Here is a 14824-nt window from a genome sequence, read left to right on the forward strand (position 1 = left end):
GCCCTGAGGCCGGTCGTCAGTCCCGTTTCTCCTCGGCGGGCCGTGGGCGCGATCCGGTCGCGGCCAGGTCCAGCAGGACCATCCTGTCGTGGTCGGGAGTGCCGGGCTCGGCGTAGCGGGCGACGAGGCGGCGGCCGGGGAAACCCTCCAACTGCATCGACTGGCAGGTGAGGGCGAGGGTGCCGACGTCCGCAGGCGGAAGGTCTTCCTGGCGCGCAGCCGGCCCACGCACGCGCGGACCTGTTCGTCCCAGTGGTCGAAGACCGTCCGGGCACCGGGGTTGAGGAACACCCAGCGCGCGACGTTCCGCTTCTTGGCCGGCCACTCCCGTGCGGCTCAACACGACGAACGGTCCCGGGCGGGACTCCCTGCCGCGCTCCAGACGCATGTAGTAGTCGATGCCCACCCCGGCGAGCACGGATCCACAGCGCTAGGCGGAACCCCGGCCGGGCCTGGGGGGCCCTGTCACACCCCCGAACAGCGCTCCCCGGCACAGCTCGGCCTGCCACATGTCGCGTCCGGCGCGCAGGCTCGACGGTGGTTGAAGAACTCGTTCCGCACAGGGAACCCCTTTTCGCTTCGTACTCAGGAGAACCACCCGTGTCCAGTTCTGTCGCATCGGACAAACCGTCGGCGTCGGCCGATTCCGCCGCTGGGCGACCCGGCGACGCGAAGGGTGCCCGTTGGGCGCTGGCTGCTGCGCTGCTCGGTTTCTTCGTGATGACGCTCGACGCCCTCATCGTCAACGTCGCGCTGCCCGAGATCGGGCGCGGCTTCGGCGGCGGCATGACGGGCTTGCAGTGGGTGGTGGACGGCTACACGCTGATGTTCGCCGCGCTCCTGCTGTCGGCCGGGTCGGTGACCGACCGGACAGGCGCGCGCCAGGCGTTCGGGGCCGGACTCGTGGTGTTCACCGTCGCCTCGGCGGCCTGCGGTTTCGCACCGAACCTGAGTGTTCTGGTCGTGTCCCGGCTGGTTCAGGGTGCGGGCGCCGCAGTGATCGTCCCGGCCTCGCTCGCACTGATCCGCGAGGCGTTTCCCGACCCGGCAGGTCGTGCCCGGGCGATCTCGGTGTGGGCGATGGGCGGCTCGGTGGGCGCCGCGGCCGGACCGGTGCTGGGCGGCGTGCTGAGCGAGTTCAACTGGCGGATGATCTTCTTCGTCAACCTGCCGGTGGGCGTACTGGCGCTGTTCCTGCTCACCCGGACCGCCCGCTCCCCTCGTCAGAGCGACACCCCCTTCGACTGGACCGGGCAGATCGCCGCGGTGGCCGCGATGGGCGGCCTGACCTACGCGGCCATCGAGACCGGCGCAGTGGGCATCGGCGCTCCGCGCGTGCTGCTCGCACTGGCGATAACCGTGGTGGCAGGGGTGGTCTTCCTGGTGTCCCAGGCCCGAGGCCGGCACCCGATGGTGCCGCTCGCACTCCTGCGCGCCCGGACGATGGCACTCTCCGCGACCATCGGGTTCGCGCTGAACGTCGGCTTCTACGGCATGATCTTCCTGCTCGGTCTGTACCTCCAGCAGGAACAGGGCCTGTCGCCGATGGCCACCGGGCTGGCGTTCCTGCCGATGACGCTGCTGACCGCGGTCAGCAGCCCGAGTGCCGCCCGGCTCACCGCGAGGTTCGGCGCCCGGACGCCGATCATCACCGGCCAGCTCCTGATGGCCGCCGGCCTGGTGGCGCTCTGCGTTCCGTCGGCGTCGGCACCCACCTGGCTGCTGGTCCTGCTGATGATCCCGGTCGGAACCGGCGGCGGCCTCGCCGTACCGGCCGTGACCTCACTGCTCCTCGACCGGGTCCCCGCCCAGCGCGCCGGCACCGCGAGCGGCGTACTGAACGCCTCCCGCCAGCTCGGTGGCGCTCTGTCCGTGGCCGTCTTCGGTGCCCTGGTCTCCAATCACGCGCACTTCCTGCACGGACTGCGCACCAGCCTCCTGATCGCCGCGTGCGTCGTGGTCCTGACCGCGGTGGCCTCCGTACTCCTCAAGGAGAAGACCTCATGACCTCGACATCCACCTGGACCGGCCAGGAACTCGACAGCATCGGGCACGCGGAGGAACTGGCGATCGCGTCCCTGCGAAACAGCGGCGAGCTGGGCAGCCGACGGACCATCTGGGTCGTGCGCGTGGACGACGGCATCTACGTCCGCTCCGTCAACGGCCCCGGCTCCGACTGGTACCGCGGCACCCGTGCCCGCCGGGAAGGTCGTATCCAGGCCGGCGGGGTCGGCAAGGACGTCACGATCGTCGACGTCGCCGACGACACCACCGTCAACGACGCCGTGGACGCCGCGTACCGGACCAAGTACGGGCACTACGCCGCGTACATCATCAAAGCCATCACCAGCCCCGAGGCATCCTCCACCACCATGCGGCTCCTGCCGCGCTGACCGTCGCGGGAGAAGAGCGATGTTCACCCTCAACGCCCACGCCGCCACGCCATCCGGCCTGTGCCTCGCCCCGACCGCCGTCGAGCGCAGCGGTCCCGATCCCCGGGATGTCGCGCAGTCGGTCGTCCCGCTTCTGCCTCCGCCGGGAGACATGCCGTGATCGGACTCGAACTCGTCGTGGTCCTCGGCTTGGCGGTCCTCCTCGGCAACGCCGTCGGGGACCGCTACCGCATCGCACCGCCCGTCGTCCTGCTCGTCCTCGGCGCGCTGCTCGGCTTCGTGCCCGCGCTGCGCGAGGTGGAGCTGCCGCCGGAGGCGGTGCTGCTCATCTTCCTGCCGGTACTGCTGTACTGGGAGAGCCTGACCACCTCCCTGCGGGAGATCCGGCGGGATCTGCGCGGCATCATCCTGATGAGCACCGTGCTGGTCATCGGCACCGCCGGTGCCGTGGCGACCGTCGCACACCAGCTGGGCCTGGCCTGGGGACCGGCCTGGGTGCTGGGCGCGGCCGTGGCCCCCACCGACGCGACCGCCGTCGGCGTCCTCGCCAAGGCGCTCCCCCGCCGCAACGTCACCCTGTTGCGCGCCGAGAGCCTCATCAACGACGGCACCGCGCTGGTGGTCTTCGGCCTGGCCGTCGGTATCACGGTCGGCGAGGAACACTTCACCGTCCCGCACGTCACCGGGCTTTTCGCCCTCTCCTACGTCGGCGGTGTCGCCGCAGGAGCCCTGGTCGCCTGGCTGGTGATCAGGGCACAACGGGTCTTCCGCAACCCGCTCCTCGGCAACGTGGTCATGATCCTCACCCCCTTCACCGCCTATCTCCTCGCCGAGCTGATCCACGCCTCCGGCGTCCTCGCGGCCGTCTCCGCCGGGCTGATCATGAGCCAGGCCGGACCACGCATGGCCGGGGCCGAGATGCGCCGCCAGGCGGAGGAGGCCTGGTCACTGGCCACCTTCCTGCTCAACGGCGCCCTGTTCGTCCTGGTCGGCCTCCAGGCACAGGCCGCCGTGCGCGAACTACACGGTGACGATCTCACCAAGGCCCTCATCGCCGTGGCGGCCGTCTCCGCAGTCGTCGTAGCCGCGCGCTTCGCCTTCAACTTCACCGTCCCGTACCTGATCCGCCTGCTCGACCGCCGCCCTCAGCAGCGTCTGCGCCGGATGAACTACCGCGCCCGCGTGGTCACGTCGATCGCCGGCTTCCGCGGCGCGGTCTCGCTGGCCGTGGCCCTGTCGGTGCCGACGGTCCTCGACTCCGGCACGCCCTTCCCCGACCGCGACACGATCGTCTTGGTGACCTCCGGAGTCATCGTCACCACCCTGGTCCTGCAAGGACTGCTGCTGCCGGCCGTGGTGCGCTGGGCCCGGCTGCCCAAGGACACCTCGGTGGAGGACGAACGCCTCCTCGCCGAGACGACCGCCACCGAGGAAGCCCTCAAGGCCCTCCCCACCCTCGCCGCCGACCTGGACACGGACCCGGCGGTCGCCGAACGCATGCGCCAGGAGTACGAGACCCACCTCCTCGTCGTCCGCGCCGGCGACTCCGGGACCGGCTCCGACGACGAAGCGGCCGTACTGCGTCACGACCGGCACTACACCGCCCTGCGCCTGGCCCTGCTCGCCCACAAGCGCGCCACCGTGCTCCGCCTCCGCGACGAGCACGACATCGACGACACCGTGCTGCGCCAGGTCCAGCGCCGTCTCGACATCGAAGAGGTACGGCTGTCCGGACGCCGTACCGCCGAATAGCGCCCCTCCCCCCACCCCCACGACCAGGCCAGGAGCCACCGTGCCCGCAACACCCGACGAGAGTGATCGCGAGGAGATCCTCGCCGCCTACCGCGCCCACCTGCGGGCGATGGCCGACGGCGACACCGACGCCCTGGCCGATCTCCTCGACGACGGATTCACCCTCACGCACATCACCGGATACCAGCAGCCCAAGGCCGAGTGGCTGTCCCAGATGCGTGCGGGGCAGTTCGTCTACCACCGCGTCGTCGAGAAGAACGTCACCGTCGAAGTCGAAGGCGAGACCGCCCGCCTCGTCGGCCGCATCGTCACCGAGGCGACGGTCTACGGCACACACGCCGACTGGCCGCTGCAATTCACCATGGCCTACGGCCGAGACGGCGGCACGTGGACCGCCCTGCGTTCCGTGGCCACGACCTGGTAGCAGGTGAGGGGCCCTGTCACACCCCTGAACGCCGCTCCCCGGCACAGCACGGTCTGCCACAGGCCGCCGCCCGCGGCCAAGCTGGACGCGAACCGAAGATCACCTCTCCGCGCAGGCCACGCCTCCCCCGTGCAGGGAGCGCTGGAGCGCCCGAGCGCGAGACGGAAAACGAAGAGCGCTAACACCAAGAAGGGCGGCACCCGCATGGCACAGGAACCCTCACGGGCCCAGCAACTGCTCGGCGATCTCGCGCCGAAGATGGTCCAGCTGACGGATGACGTGCTGTTCGGCGACGTGTGGAAGCGCAAAGGCCTGTCTCCGCGGGACCGCAGTCTGATCACCGTCTCGGTGCTGGCGGCGACGTACCGCCCCGAGCAGCTGAACAGCCATCTGCGGCTGGCTCTGGAGAACGGGCTGACCAAGGACGAACTCGTCGAGGCGCTCACCCACCTGGCCTTCTACGCCGGATGGCCCAGCGGGATGGGAGCGCTCACCCAGCTCAAGGCCATCGTCGACGACGAGACGAAGTAGCGGGCCACGCTCCCATGAAGTTCCTCGACAGAATGCCCTCGGCCAAAGCCCCTCCGGAACGGTTCACCGGCGACGTCTGGGTGGACACGATCGCGGAGGCCCAGGCACCAGCGCGGTTGCGTGCGGCCCTGGTCCGATTCTCGCCCTGCGCCCGCACCGCCTGGCACCGGCACACGCTCGGCCAGACCCTGCATGTCACCGAGGGCATCGGCCTGATTCAGACCCTCGGCGGTGACGTCCTGGTCATGCGCCCGGGCGACACCGTCCACACGCCTCCGGGTGAATGGCACTGGCACGGTGCCGCCGCCCACCACTTCATGACGCATCTCGCCCTGTCCGAGAGCACGGGAGATCCCACCGTGCCCGACGTCGAGTGGGGCGAGCACGTGAGTGAAGCCGAGTACGAGTTCGAAGGAAACACCAGTGAAGCGTAGAGACATCGTCATGGGGCTCACCGCCGCCGCAGCGGCACCGGCGGTCGGATTCGCCTCCGGCGCGCAGGCCTCCAGCAAGGGCGGAACCAACGACATGACAGCGGCCTCCGACGGACACGCCGGACGCGGTTTCGCACCGCTGACGATTCAGGAGCAGGGCAGCTTCTCGGTCGGCGGGAGCGTGATCACCAGTCCCGGGACCTTCGATCCCCGGAACCCGACCAACCCGGCCGGCCAGACGCTGCACGGCGATCACGCCCACGTCTTCTTCCAGAAGCCGATGCGCCCCCGCAAGCTGCCGCTGGTGCTGTGGCACGGCTACAAGCAGTCCGGAGCCGGCTGGGGAACCACGCCCGACGGACGCGAGGGCTTCCAGACGATCTTCCTGCGTCGCCGGTTCGCCGTGTACACCCTGGACCAGCCCCGCCGGGGCAGGGCCGGGCAGACCACGGTGAGCACCGCCACCGACGCCTCGACCTCCGATCAGTGGTTCTACAACCAGTTCCGGTTCGGGCTGTGGCCCGACACCTATCCCGGCGGGCAGTTCCCGAAGGGTCCGGCGACACGCGAGCAGTTCTTCCGGTCGATGCTCCCCGACACCGGCCCGATCGACGGCGAGGTCCTCGCCAACGGGGTCTCGGCCCTCTTCGACGAGATCGGCGAGGGCATCCTCGTCACCCACTCGCACGCCGGCGGGTTCGGCTGGGACGCGACGATGAGGAACCGGAACATCAAGGCGGTCGTCGCCCTGGAGCCGGGCAGCGGCTTCGTCTTCCCGGAGGGCGAGGTGCCGGACCCGATGCCCAGCTCCGCCGGCACCCTCGCGGGCGAGTCCGTACCGCTGAAGGAGTTCCGGCGACTGACGAAGATCCCGATCGTCGTCTACTACGGCGACAACATCCCGACGGAGCCGACCGACATCGCCGGCCGGGACAACTGGCGCGTCCGGCTCGCGATGGCCCGGCTCTTCGTCGACACCCTCAAGCGCCACGGCGGGGACGCGACCCTCGTCCACCTCCCGGAGATCGGTATCACCGGGAACTCCCACTTCCTCTTCTCGGACCTCAACAACGTCCGGATCGCCGACCAGATCTCCGACTTCCTCGACAGGAAGGGCCTGACCCGATGACCTCCACGACTCAGCACAACGGCGTGACCAAGCAGAAGGTCAGCTTCCCGCACGGCACCCACTCGGTGGTGGGAAACCTCTTCCTCCCCGCCGACTTCGACGAAGGCAAGAAGTACGCCGCCATCGTCGCCACCCACCCGTTCGGCGGCGTGAAGGAGCAGACCTCCGGCCTGTACGCGGAGAAGCTCGCCGAGCAGGGCTTCATCGCACTGGCCTACGACGCCTCCCACTACGGCGAGAGCGGCGGCGAGCCGCGTCTCTACGAGGTTCCCGGCGACCGTGTCGAGGACATCCGCTGCGCCGTCGACTTCCTCAGCAACCACCCTCAGGTGGACCCGGACCGAATCGGCGCCCTGGGCGTCTGCGCCGGCGGCGGCTACACCGTCAACGCGGCCCAGACCGAGGCTCGGATCAAGGCTGTCGGAACCGTCAGCGCCTTCGACGTCGGCTCGGCCCGCCGGGAGGGCGTGCCGCGCGGCCTGTTCTCCGAGGAGTTCCGCGGCCGGCGGCTCAAGGAGATCGGCGAGCAACGCACCAAGGAGGCCGCGGGCGAACCGCTCCGCATGATCAACTTCGTGCCCAAGTCCGCCGAGGACATCATCGAGGACACGCCGGAGCTGTACCGCGAGGGTTACGACTACTACTGCACCCCCCGCGGCCGGCACCCGAACGCGCCCGGCGAGTACGTCTTCACCAGCCTGGACAAGCAGATGGCGTTCGACGCGTTCGCCCACGTCGAGTCGATCTCTCCGAGGCCGCTCCTGATGATCGCCGGCTCCAAGGCGGACACCCGCTACTTCAGCGAGGAGGCCGTCGCCCGGGCCAAGGAGCCCAAGGAGGTGTTCGTCGTCGACGGCGCAACACACATCGACCTCTACGACAAGCCGGAGTTCGTACCGCAGGTGGTCGCGAAGCTGACGGACTTCTACGCCAAGCACCTCTGATCCCGGAGGGATCACGAACTCCGTGGTCCGCCACGTGTGACAGGCGCGGCCACGAACGGGGACCCGCGTGCGCGGGACGTCCTCCGGTAAGGACGTCCCGCTCGGTGTGCCGGACGTGAGGATGCCTCAGCACCGCCTGCTCGATGGCAATGGCGTCGTCCGCGGCCTCCCGGTTCAGCGTGGGGAAGAGGAGCCAGCCTTCGCGTGGGTGGTTGTTGCACCGCCGGGACCATGCGTCCCGTCCGGTCGGTCAGCGGGGCGGTGCTTCGACTCCTGTCATGGCGAGGGCCTCCGGGGGGAGCCGGTCGCCGTGGATGGTGATGTTCGCGACGGCGGTGTTCAGTTCCTGGAGTTCGTCGTGGCTGAAGCGGACTTCTTCCGCGCCGATGTTCTCCAGGAGGTGGGACAGCCTGGTGGTGCTGGGTATCGGCACGATCCACGGCTTCTGGGCGAGCAGCCAGGCAAGGTCGATCTGGGCGGGCGTGGCGCCCTTGCGTACGGCCCAGTCCTGGAGCAGTTGCACCAGGGGCATGTTGGCGGCGAGGTTGTCCCGGCTGTTGCGGGGGAACACGGTCCGGCGGTCGTCCGCCGCGAACCGGAAGTACGGGCTCATCGTGCCGGTGGTGAAGCCCATGCCCAGGGGCGCCCAGCACACGAAGCCGATGCCGAGTTCCTCGCAGAGCGGCAGGACGTTCTGCTCCGGGCCGCGCCACAGGGTGGAGTACTCGTTCTGGATCGCGGTGAGCGGCAGGATCGCGTGGGCCCGGCGGACGGTCTGCGGGCCCGGTTCGGACAGGCCCCAGTGCAGGACCTTGCCCTGGGCGACGAGGTCCTTGACCGTGTCCGCGACGTCCTCGATCGGGACGGTGGGATCGACCCGGTGCTGGTAGAGCAGGTCGATGTGGTCCGTCCGCAGACGCCTGAGCATGCCGTCGACGGCTCGGCGGATGTGCTCCGGGCGGCTGTTGAGGCCGTTGCGGGCGCCGGTGTCCGGGTCGATGTCCCAGCCGAACTTGGACGCGATCACCATGGCGTCGCGCACGGGCCGGAGTGCCTCGCCGACGATCCGCTCCGACTCCCACGGCCCGTAGGCCTCAGCGGTGTCGAAGAACGTCACCCCCTGATCCACGGCTGTCCGGATCAGGGTGACCATGTCCTTGCGGCTGGTGACGGGCCCGTAGAGGTTGCCCGGCATGGTCTGGGTGCCGAGGCCGAGGCCGGAGACCTTCAGGGAGCCGAGCCTGCGGCGACCGGTCTGCGTGATCGCCGCGGCCACCTGGTTACGACCGCGGACCGGCGCCCCGGGGCCCGTGGCCGGCGGTGCCGCGTGTGCCTGGGCCGGTGCGGCCCCCGTCACGGCCATCAGCGAGGTCGCCGCGAGGGCGGCTGCGCCCAGGAAGCCGCGACGGCCGCGGTCTGCCGGACTGCTGTTCGGCGTGCTGTCCTGTTCGTGCATGGGTTACACCCTTCGTGGTCGTCTGTTGAGAGCACCCTCGGTGCATCACCGTGGGTGGCGAAGAAGCGGGCCTTGCTGCTCTGGTCCAGTTGCGGCCAGGCCCGAACGCAACCGCGACTTGGCGGTCTCGGCGGTCTTGGCGGTCTCGGCGAACGGTCAGGGCAGACCGATCCTGAGATGAACGCCTGGCGCATTGCCCAGCGGAGTCGGTCCAGCTCCGCGGGCTTCGGACGATGTCCACACTCGTCTGGCGACGGGAGTCTGTGGTCTCGATGGTCCGGGCGGTCAGGTTTATCGAATCGGTCGGGGACTATGCCTGCCTTGAGGCGAGTTCGACGACCGTGATGTCGGACGGTGCGCCCACGCGGACGGGCGGGCCCCAGACACCGGCGCCGCGGCTCACGTACAGCTGGGTGTCGCCGTAGCGTTCGAGTCCGGCGACGGTGGGGTTGGCGAGTTCGGCCAGGAGGCTGCCGGGCCAGAGCTGGCCGCCGTGGGTGTGGCCGGAAAGCTGGAGGTCGACGTCGTGGCGGACGGCGTCGTGGATGACGACGGGTTGGTGGGCGAGGAGGACGGCGGCGCGGGTACGGTCGCGGTCGCCGAGAGCCTTGCCGAAGTCGGGGCCCTGGCCTTCTGCTTCACCTTGGACGTCGTTGACGCCGGCCAGGTCGAAGCCGGGCAGTTCCGTGCGGGCGTTCTCGAGTGGGCGCAGTCCCAGCTCCCGTACCTTCTCGATCCACGGTTCGGCGCCGGAGATGTACTCGTGGTTGCCCGTGACGAAGTACGTACCGTGCCGCGCCCGGAGCTGGGCGAGCGGTTCGACGGCCGGGGTGAGGTCCTCGACACTGCCGTCCACCAGGTCGCCGACGACCGCGATCAGATCGGGCTGGGTCGCGTTGATAGTGTCGACGACCCGTTGGGAGAAGGCACGGCCCAGGATGGGACCGACGTGGATGTCGCTGACCACGGCGATCCGGAACCCGTGAGCGCCGCGCGGCAGTTTGGCCAGTGGCACCGTGACGCGCTTCACCCCCGGCCCACGCAGGACTCCGTACGTGCCGTAGCCGACGGTGCCGACCGCGACGGCCGCCGCGGCGCCGCCCACGACACGGGAGACGAAGAGACGGCGTGACGGCCTGGCGGCCGGCGCGGACTCCGGTGCGTGCGGGGGGGGTCCAGAACGGTGACGGACCCGGCGGTGCCTCCCTCCGCAGCGGAATCGCCGCGATGGGCTGGTGTCGGCAGTGGCACGTCGGCCGACACGAGTTCCTCCGCACCGCCGTCACCCGCTGGCGCTTCCGCGGGCTGAGCCGCCGTCAGAACACGCTGCCGTGGACCCGCACCGGCTCGGGGACGCGCGAGCCACCGCCGCAGCACAGGCCGCACCGCCTCACCGGCCAGCAGCGCGAGCAGCAGGTACAGGAACAGCGCCATCCACAGGTACCCGGGCCAGGCCAGGATCCGCTGCACAAGGAAGGGGACGCTTTCGCCCTCTGCGCTCACGGCACCCACCGACAGCAGGGGCCCGGCCACGAATACGACGCTCCCGGCTCGCCGCAGGCGTGAACCCCTGTGCGTGGTGTCCCGTACGAGGCGACGCCACACGTACCAGTGGAGTGCGCCGAACAGCACCAGCAGGACTGCACTGACGAGCGCGAAGATGACGACCACGACCTTGCGCAGCCCTTCCTTTGAGATGCATGCCGGCTCATGAGCCGGCATGCGCTGAGACGCCGCCGGGCCGGATGGGCCCTTGAGCGCCGGGGACTGCTGTCCACTGGCCGTACCTGGCAGGGAGGCGGACGAAGGCGTGCCTACGGACACCCCGGAGCCGGTCGGCGAAAGGGAGAGGGTGTTCTCAGCCGAGGCGGTGCCCGCCGATGGCGCTGACCATCTGCGGGTCGCGGTGGTCGAAGACGATGCTGGCGCCGGTGTCCATCTTGGCGATGCGGCCCATCTCGTCGTCGGTCAGTTCGAAGTCGAAGACCGCGAGGTTCTCGGCCATGCGCTCGGGTCGCGAGGACTTGGGGATCACTACGACACCGCGCTGGGTCAGCCAGCGCAGTACTACCTGGGCCACGGACTTGCCGTGCGCCTCGCCGATGGCGCTCAGCGTCGGGTCGCCGAAGATGTTGTTGCGGCCTTCGGCCAGCGGGCCCCAGGACTCGATCTGCACGCCGCGCCCGGTCATGAGGGCCTGGTCGTCGGCGCGCTGGAAGTAGGGGTGGGTCTCGATCTGGTTGACCGCCGGGACGATCTCGTTGTGGTCGATCAGGTCGACGAGGCGGTCGGCGTAGAAGTTCGACACGCCGATCGCCTTGACCAGACCCTGACGGTTCAGGTCCTGCATGGCACGCCAGGAGCTGTAGTAGTCACCGAAGGGCTGGTGGATCAGGTACAGGTCCAGATAGTCCAGTCCGAGCAGGCGCAGGGACGTGTCGAAGGCCGCCTTGGCGCCCTCTTCGCCCTTTTCGTTGACCCACATCTTGGTGGTCACGAACAGCTCGTCGCGGGCGATGCCACTGGCCTTGATCGCCTTGCCGACGGCCTCTTCGTTGCCGTAGGCGGCGGCGGTGTCGAGGTGGCGGTAGCCGGCGGCGAGGGCGTCGGTGACGACACGCTCGGTCTCCTCGGCGGGGACCTGGAAGACGCCGAAGCCGAGGATCGGCATCTGGACACCGTTGTTCAGCGTGACATGGGGGATCTTGGGCATGGTGAACCTTTCGGGGTGGTGCTGGACGGCGCGAGGGTGCGCACCGGCACATGGGGGTGTGGGTCAGGTGTTACCGGCCGCGGTCGCTCGGTTCTTCCTGAGCGGGCTCGACGGCGTCCGGTGCGGCAGTCCAGCTGGCGAGCAGATCGAGGGCCTGGCGGCTGGGTGAGCCGGGTTCCACGGTGTAGACGATCAGCACGAGACCGGCATCGGCGGGCAGATCCAGGGCTTCGTAGGAGAGGTCGAGGTCACCGACGACCGGGTGGTGCAGCCGCTTGACTCCCGTGCGGTGCATACGGACGTCCTGCGAGGCCCACCGGCTGCGGAACTCCTCGCTGCGGGTGCACAGCTCGCCGATCAGATCGGTGAGTGCCTTGTCGTAGGGGTTCCTGCCGGCCATGAGGCGCAGCCCGGCGACGCCGTCGCGACCGGTGGCCTCCCAGTCGAGGAAGTAACCGGCCGCGCGGGGGTTCAGGAAGCGGAACCGTGCGACGTTGACCGGGCGGGCGGGGTCCTCGTACAGCGGAGACAGGAGGGCTCTGCCCAGCGCGTTGGTGGCCATGACATCCCCGAGGCCGTTGGTGACGTAGGCCGGGGACAACTGGCTGTCCAGGATCGCCTGGATGGCCGGACGTACCCGCTGCACCGCCGGGCGACGGCGTACCGCCGTGCCGCTGTTGGCCGCACGCGCCAGGTCGAACAGGTGCGCCCGCTCGGCCTCGTCCAGCAGCAGCGCCCGGGCCACGGCGTCCAGGACGCTCTCGGAGGCGCCGCGCACGTTGCCGCGTTCGAGCTGGGTGTAGTACTCCACGGACACCCCTGCCAGGTCGGCCACCTCGCTGCGTCGCAGACCGGGCACACGACGGGTGCCGCCGTGGTCGACGAGGCCCACCTGCTCGGGGGTGACCTTCCCGCGGCGTGAGATCAGAAAGTCCCGTACCTCGCTGCGGTTGTTCATGCCCTTCACGCTACGAGCTCCGCTTCGGACGTGGGAGATGCTGCCAGCACCCCCCTCAGCGCCTTCCCGCACGGCGGCGTCCGCTGCGTAATCGCGCGATCATGCCGGACTGCGGGTCTGCCGCGCGCACCTGACCGCGGTCCGGCCGGCCTGGTCCGGGGGTGATCTGTGCCCGTCGGGCGGCCGGAAAGCACCTCACCCCAGGCAACCCGTATCTCGGCGGCAGGCGTGCCGCTCGCCCGGTTGGGGGGTGCCGGCAGCATCTCCCACCGCGCCCGTCGATTGCCTGGCGTCGAGCATGAAGCAGCCGGTGTCGGCCGACTGCGCCGACGATGAGGAGCGCGTCATGCAGTACACCCGTCTGGGTACCTCCGGCCTGAAGATCAGCCGCATCGCACTGGGATGCATGAGCTTCGGTGACACCTCGCAGATGCCGTGGGCCCTGGACGACGACGGCGCCGAGCCGATCTTCCGCCAGGCCGTCGAGTCCGGGATCACCTTCTGGGACACCGCCAACATCTACGCCTTCGGCACCTCCGAGGAGATCGTGGGTCGCGCGGTCAAGAAATACACGAAGCGTGACGACGTCGTCCTGGCCACCAAGCTGTTCAACCCCATGCACGGCGGACCCGGCGGGTCCGGCCTGTCGCGCAAGGCCGTGATGGAGCAGATCGACGCCTCCCTGACCCGGCTGGGCACCGACTACGTCGACCTCTACCAGATCCACCGCTTCGACCCGCAGACCCCGGCTGAAGAAGGCGCTGAGGGTGCCGACCCCCGCGGGCCGCAACACCGGCAAGCCCTGGCGGCCCGGCCACCCGGTCCCCGCAGCCGTCGACCCGGACCTGCCGAGCGCGGACATCCGCATCGGCTACGCCCTCTGCTCGCACCTCAGTCAAGAACTCGACTCCCAGCTCGACGCCCTCAGCAAGCACGGCATCCCCCGGGACAAGACTTTCAGCGAGAAGATCCGCACCCGCGTGCGGGTCCGCCCCCACCGCCGCAAAGAGCCCGCTGTTCACCGCCGCTCAGGTCAAGAAGATCACCGATGCGGCCTACGAGCAGATCGCGCCCGACAGTGACGAGACATACAGGGTGGCGGTCAGCTGCGACGGGATGAGTGACCGGATGGTGGCGGTCACCGACGCTCCGACCTCGGTCACCGACCCGCTGCTGAGCGCATACCCCGGCAAGATCACCCTCCAGGCACCCCCAGCCTGACAGGTGATCAAGATCGGCTGGCTCATGGATCAAGAGCCAGGGGCCGGATCGATGGACAAGGACGGCGCGTCCGACCGCAGGATGATCTCGCCCCAGTCGCCAAGAATCTTGTAACCGTCATCGAGACTGCTCAAAGAGTCAACCGATCCGAAGTCGGCACTGCCACTCGCATCGACCGCAGGCCTGATCACACCCAGACCCGCCCAATGCAGGTCACATACCGATGAGAAAACAACCCTGGCTCCCCGGAAGCAGGCCCGCTCCCCCGGCAGCGGAGGCAGGTACCCGAGATGCCCGGGCAAAAGCAGCAGATCCAGTTCGAGGGTCAGGACACCAGGACGAACCACAATGTCCAGTACATAACTGTCCTCCAGGCTGACGTTCTCGAACCCCGGAAAACTCCTGTAGTCGTTACGCAAGACACACCCCCCAAACTGACCACAAAGCCACAACCACAATCCTCACCGACGACCGCCATACCGAACTCACCCGGTCCGGTGAAGACCGGAGTCGCAGAACCCTCCGGACTCCGGAACTTGGTACCGGACATCCGGCAGACCAGCACAGTGCATATGGAACAGCCAGCGACCGCCGTGAAGGACCCCGGGGCGTGCGACGAGCAGCAGGGCCTCCCGATGCCGCGGACCTCGACGTCCACGAGCCACCAGGAAGCCCTGCGTTCATGCGCCGCGCCAGTCGGGATCACCCGGCCCGGTACCTCAAAGCTCGGTCTTGGGGCTGCTGTGGGAGTGTAAATCTAACGGCGGATCCGACGATCATGGGAGAGGCGTCAAGTGACTGACACCGCCGTGGAGTTGGAGACCGTGGAACCTGTCGAGAGCACCCTGTCCGGGCAGCCTGCGCCCGTG

General features: G+C 69.3%; 15 protein-coding genes and 2 pseudogenes. 11 read left to right on the top strand and 6 right to left on the bottom strand.

Annotated elements, in window-relative coordinates:
- Nucleotides 1-16 precede the first annotated feature (16 nt).
- On the bottom strand, nt 17-232 hold the full coding sequence (locus CW359_RS46875) for a hypothetical protein (RefSeq protein ID WP_232838748.1): 216 nt from the start codon (nt 230-232) through the stop codon (nt 17-19).
- A gap of 368 nt (nt 233-600) precedes the next feature.
- Between CW359_RS46875 and CW359_RS35345 the strand changes: the two genes are divergently transcribed.
- The 9 genes from CW359_RS35345 to CW359_RS35380 all read left to right on the top strand — a co-directional run bounded on the left by CW359_RS35345 (nt 601) and on the right by CW359_RS35380 (nt 7607).
- The gene (locus CW359_RS35345; RefSeq protein ID WP_105974307.1) at nt 601-2007 is read left to right on the top strand and encodes an MFS transporter; all 1407 of its coding nucleotides are present in this window, start codon (nt 601-603) and stop codon (nt 2005-2007) included.
- Nucleotides 2004-2393, top strand: a complete 390-nt coding sequence (locus CW359_RS35350; RefSeq protein WP_105974308.1) for a DUF2255 family protein — start codon at nt 2004-2006, stop codon at nt 2391-2393. The genes CW359_RS35345 and CW359_RS35350 overlap by 4 nt, the downstream gene beginning before the upstream one ends.
- 19 nt (nt 2394-2412) lie before the next feature.
- On the top strand, nt 2413-2553 hold the full coding sequence (locus tag CW359_RS45540; RefSeq protein WP_157968697.1) for a hypothetical protein: 141 nt from the start codon (nt 2413-2415) through the stop codon (nt 2551-2553).
- A complete protein-coding gene (locus CW359_RS35355; protein ID WP_105974309.1) occupies nt 2550-4145 on the top strand; it encodes a Na+/H+ antiporter in 1596 nt (531 codons plus the stop codon). The genes CW359_RS45540 and CW359_RS35355 overlap by 4 nt, the downstream gene beginning before the upstream one ends.
- A 40-nt stretch (nt 4146-4185) precedes the next feature.
- Nucleotides 4186-4569, top strand: a complete 384-nt coding sequence (locus CW359_RS35360; RefSeq protein WP_105974310.1) for a nuclear transport factor 2 family protein — start codon at nt 4186-4188, stop codon at nt 4567-4569.
- Between the two features lie 204 nt (nt 4570-4773).
- Complete coding sequence (locus CW359_RS35365; protein ID WP_105974311.1) at nt 4774-5100, top strand: carboxymuconolactone decarboxylase family protein; 327 nt, start codon at nt 4774-4776, stop codon at nt 5098-5100.
- A gap of 14 nt (nt 5101-5114) precedes the next feature.
- Entirely contained in the window at nt 5115-5534 is a 420-nt protein-coding gene (locus CW359_RS35370; RefSeq protein WP_105974312.1) for a (R)-mandelonitrile lyase, read from the top strand.
- Nucleotides 5524-6663 (top strand): alpha/beta hydrolase, encoded by a 1140-nt coding sequence (locus CW359_RS35375; RefSeq protein WP_198655510.1) that lies wholly within the window; start codon nt 5524-5526, stop codon nt 6661-6663. The genes CW359_RS35370 and CW359_RS35375 overlap by 11 nt, the downstream gene beginning before the upstream one ends.
- Complete coding sequence (locus CW359_RS35380; protein ID WP_105974313.1) at nt 6660-7607, top strand: alpha/beta hydrolase; 948 nt, start codon at nt 6660-6662, stop codon at nt 7605-7607. The genes CW359_RS35375 and CW359_RS35380 overlap by 4 nt, the downstream gene beginning before the upstream one ends.
- 250 nt (nt 7608-7857) lie before the next feature.
- Here the strand turns inward: CW359_RS35380 and CW359_RS35385 are convergent, their stop codons facing one another.
- The 4 genes and pseudogenes from CW359_RS35385 to CW359_RS35400 all read right to left on the bottom strand — a co-directional run bounded on the left by CW359_RS35385 (nt 7858) and on the right by CW359_RS35400 (nt 12734).
- On the bottom strand, nt 7858-9063 hold the full coding sequence (locus tag CW359_RS35385; RefSeq protein WP_105974314.1) for an aldo/keto reductase: 1206 nt from the start codon (nt 9061-9063) through the stop codon (nt 7858-7860).
- A gap of 310 nt (nt 9064-9373) precedes the next feature.
- Nucleotides 9374-10785: pseudogene (locus CW359_RS35390) on the bottom strand (metallophosphoesterase).
- 136 nt (nt 10786-10921) lie between these two features.
- Nucleotides 10922-11767 carry an aldo/keto reductase gene (locus tag CW359_RS35395; RefSeq protein ID WP_105974319.1) on the bottom strand — a complete coding sequence of 282 codons (846 nt, stop codon included), beginning with the start codon at nt 11765-11767 and terminating at the stop codon, nt 10922-10924.
- Between the two features lie 79 nt (nt 11768-11846).
- Complete coding sequence (locus CW359_RS35400; protein ID WP_105974320.1) at nt 11847-12734, bottom strand: helix-turn-helix domain-containing protein; 888 nt, start codon at nt 12732-12734, stop codon at nt 11847-11849.
- Nucleotides 12735-13080: 346 nt separating this feature from the next.
- Between CW359_RS35400 and CW359_RS46885 the strand changes: the two are divergent.
- Both CW359_RS46885 and CW359_RS46890 read left to right on the top strand, forming a co-directional pair.
- Nucleotides 13081-13500 (top strand): annotated as a pseudogene (locus CW359_RS46885) (aldo/keto reductase); the annotation flags it as partial.
- Nucleotide 13501: 1 nt separating this feature from the next.
- Nucleotides 13502-13816: a recombinase family protein gene (locus tag CW359_RS46890; protein ID WP_232838751.1), complete on the top strand. Its 315-nt coding sequence runs from the start codon at nt 13502-13504 to the stop codon at nt 13814-13816.
- A gap of 168 nt (nt 13817-13984) precedes the next feature.
- Here CW359_RS46890 and CW359_RS45545 read toward each other — a convergent pair whose 3' ends face one another.
- Nucleotides 13985-14374, bottom strand: coding sequence for a hypothetical protein (locus CW359_RS45545; RefSeq protein WP_157968698.1), 390 nt, complete (start codon nt 14372-14374; stop codon nt 13985-13987).
- Nucleotides 14375-14824: the final 450 nt, after the last annotated feature.

The organism is Streptomyces geranii, assembly GCF_002954775.1.
Taxonomy (GTDB): domain Bacteria; phylum Actinomycetota; class Actinomycetes; order Streptomycetales; family Streptomycetaceae; genus Streptomyces; species Streptomyces geranii.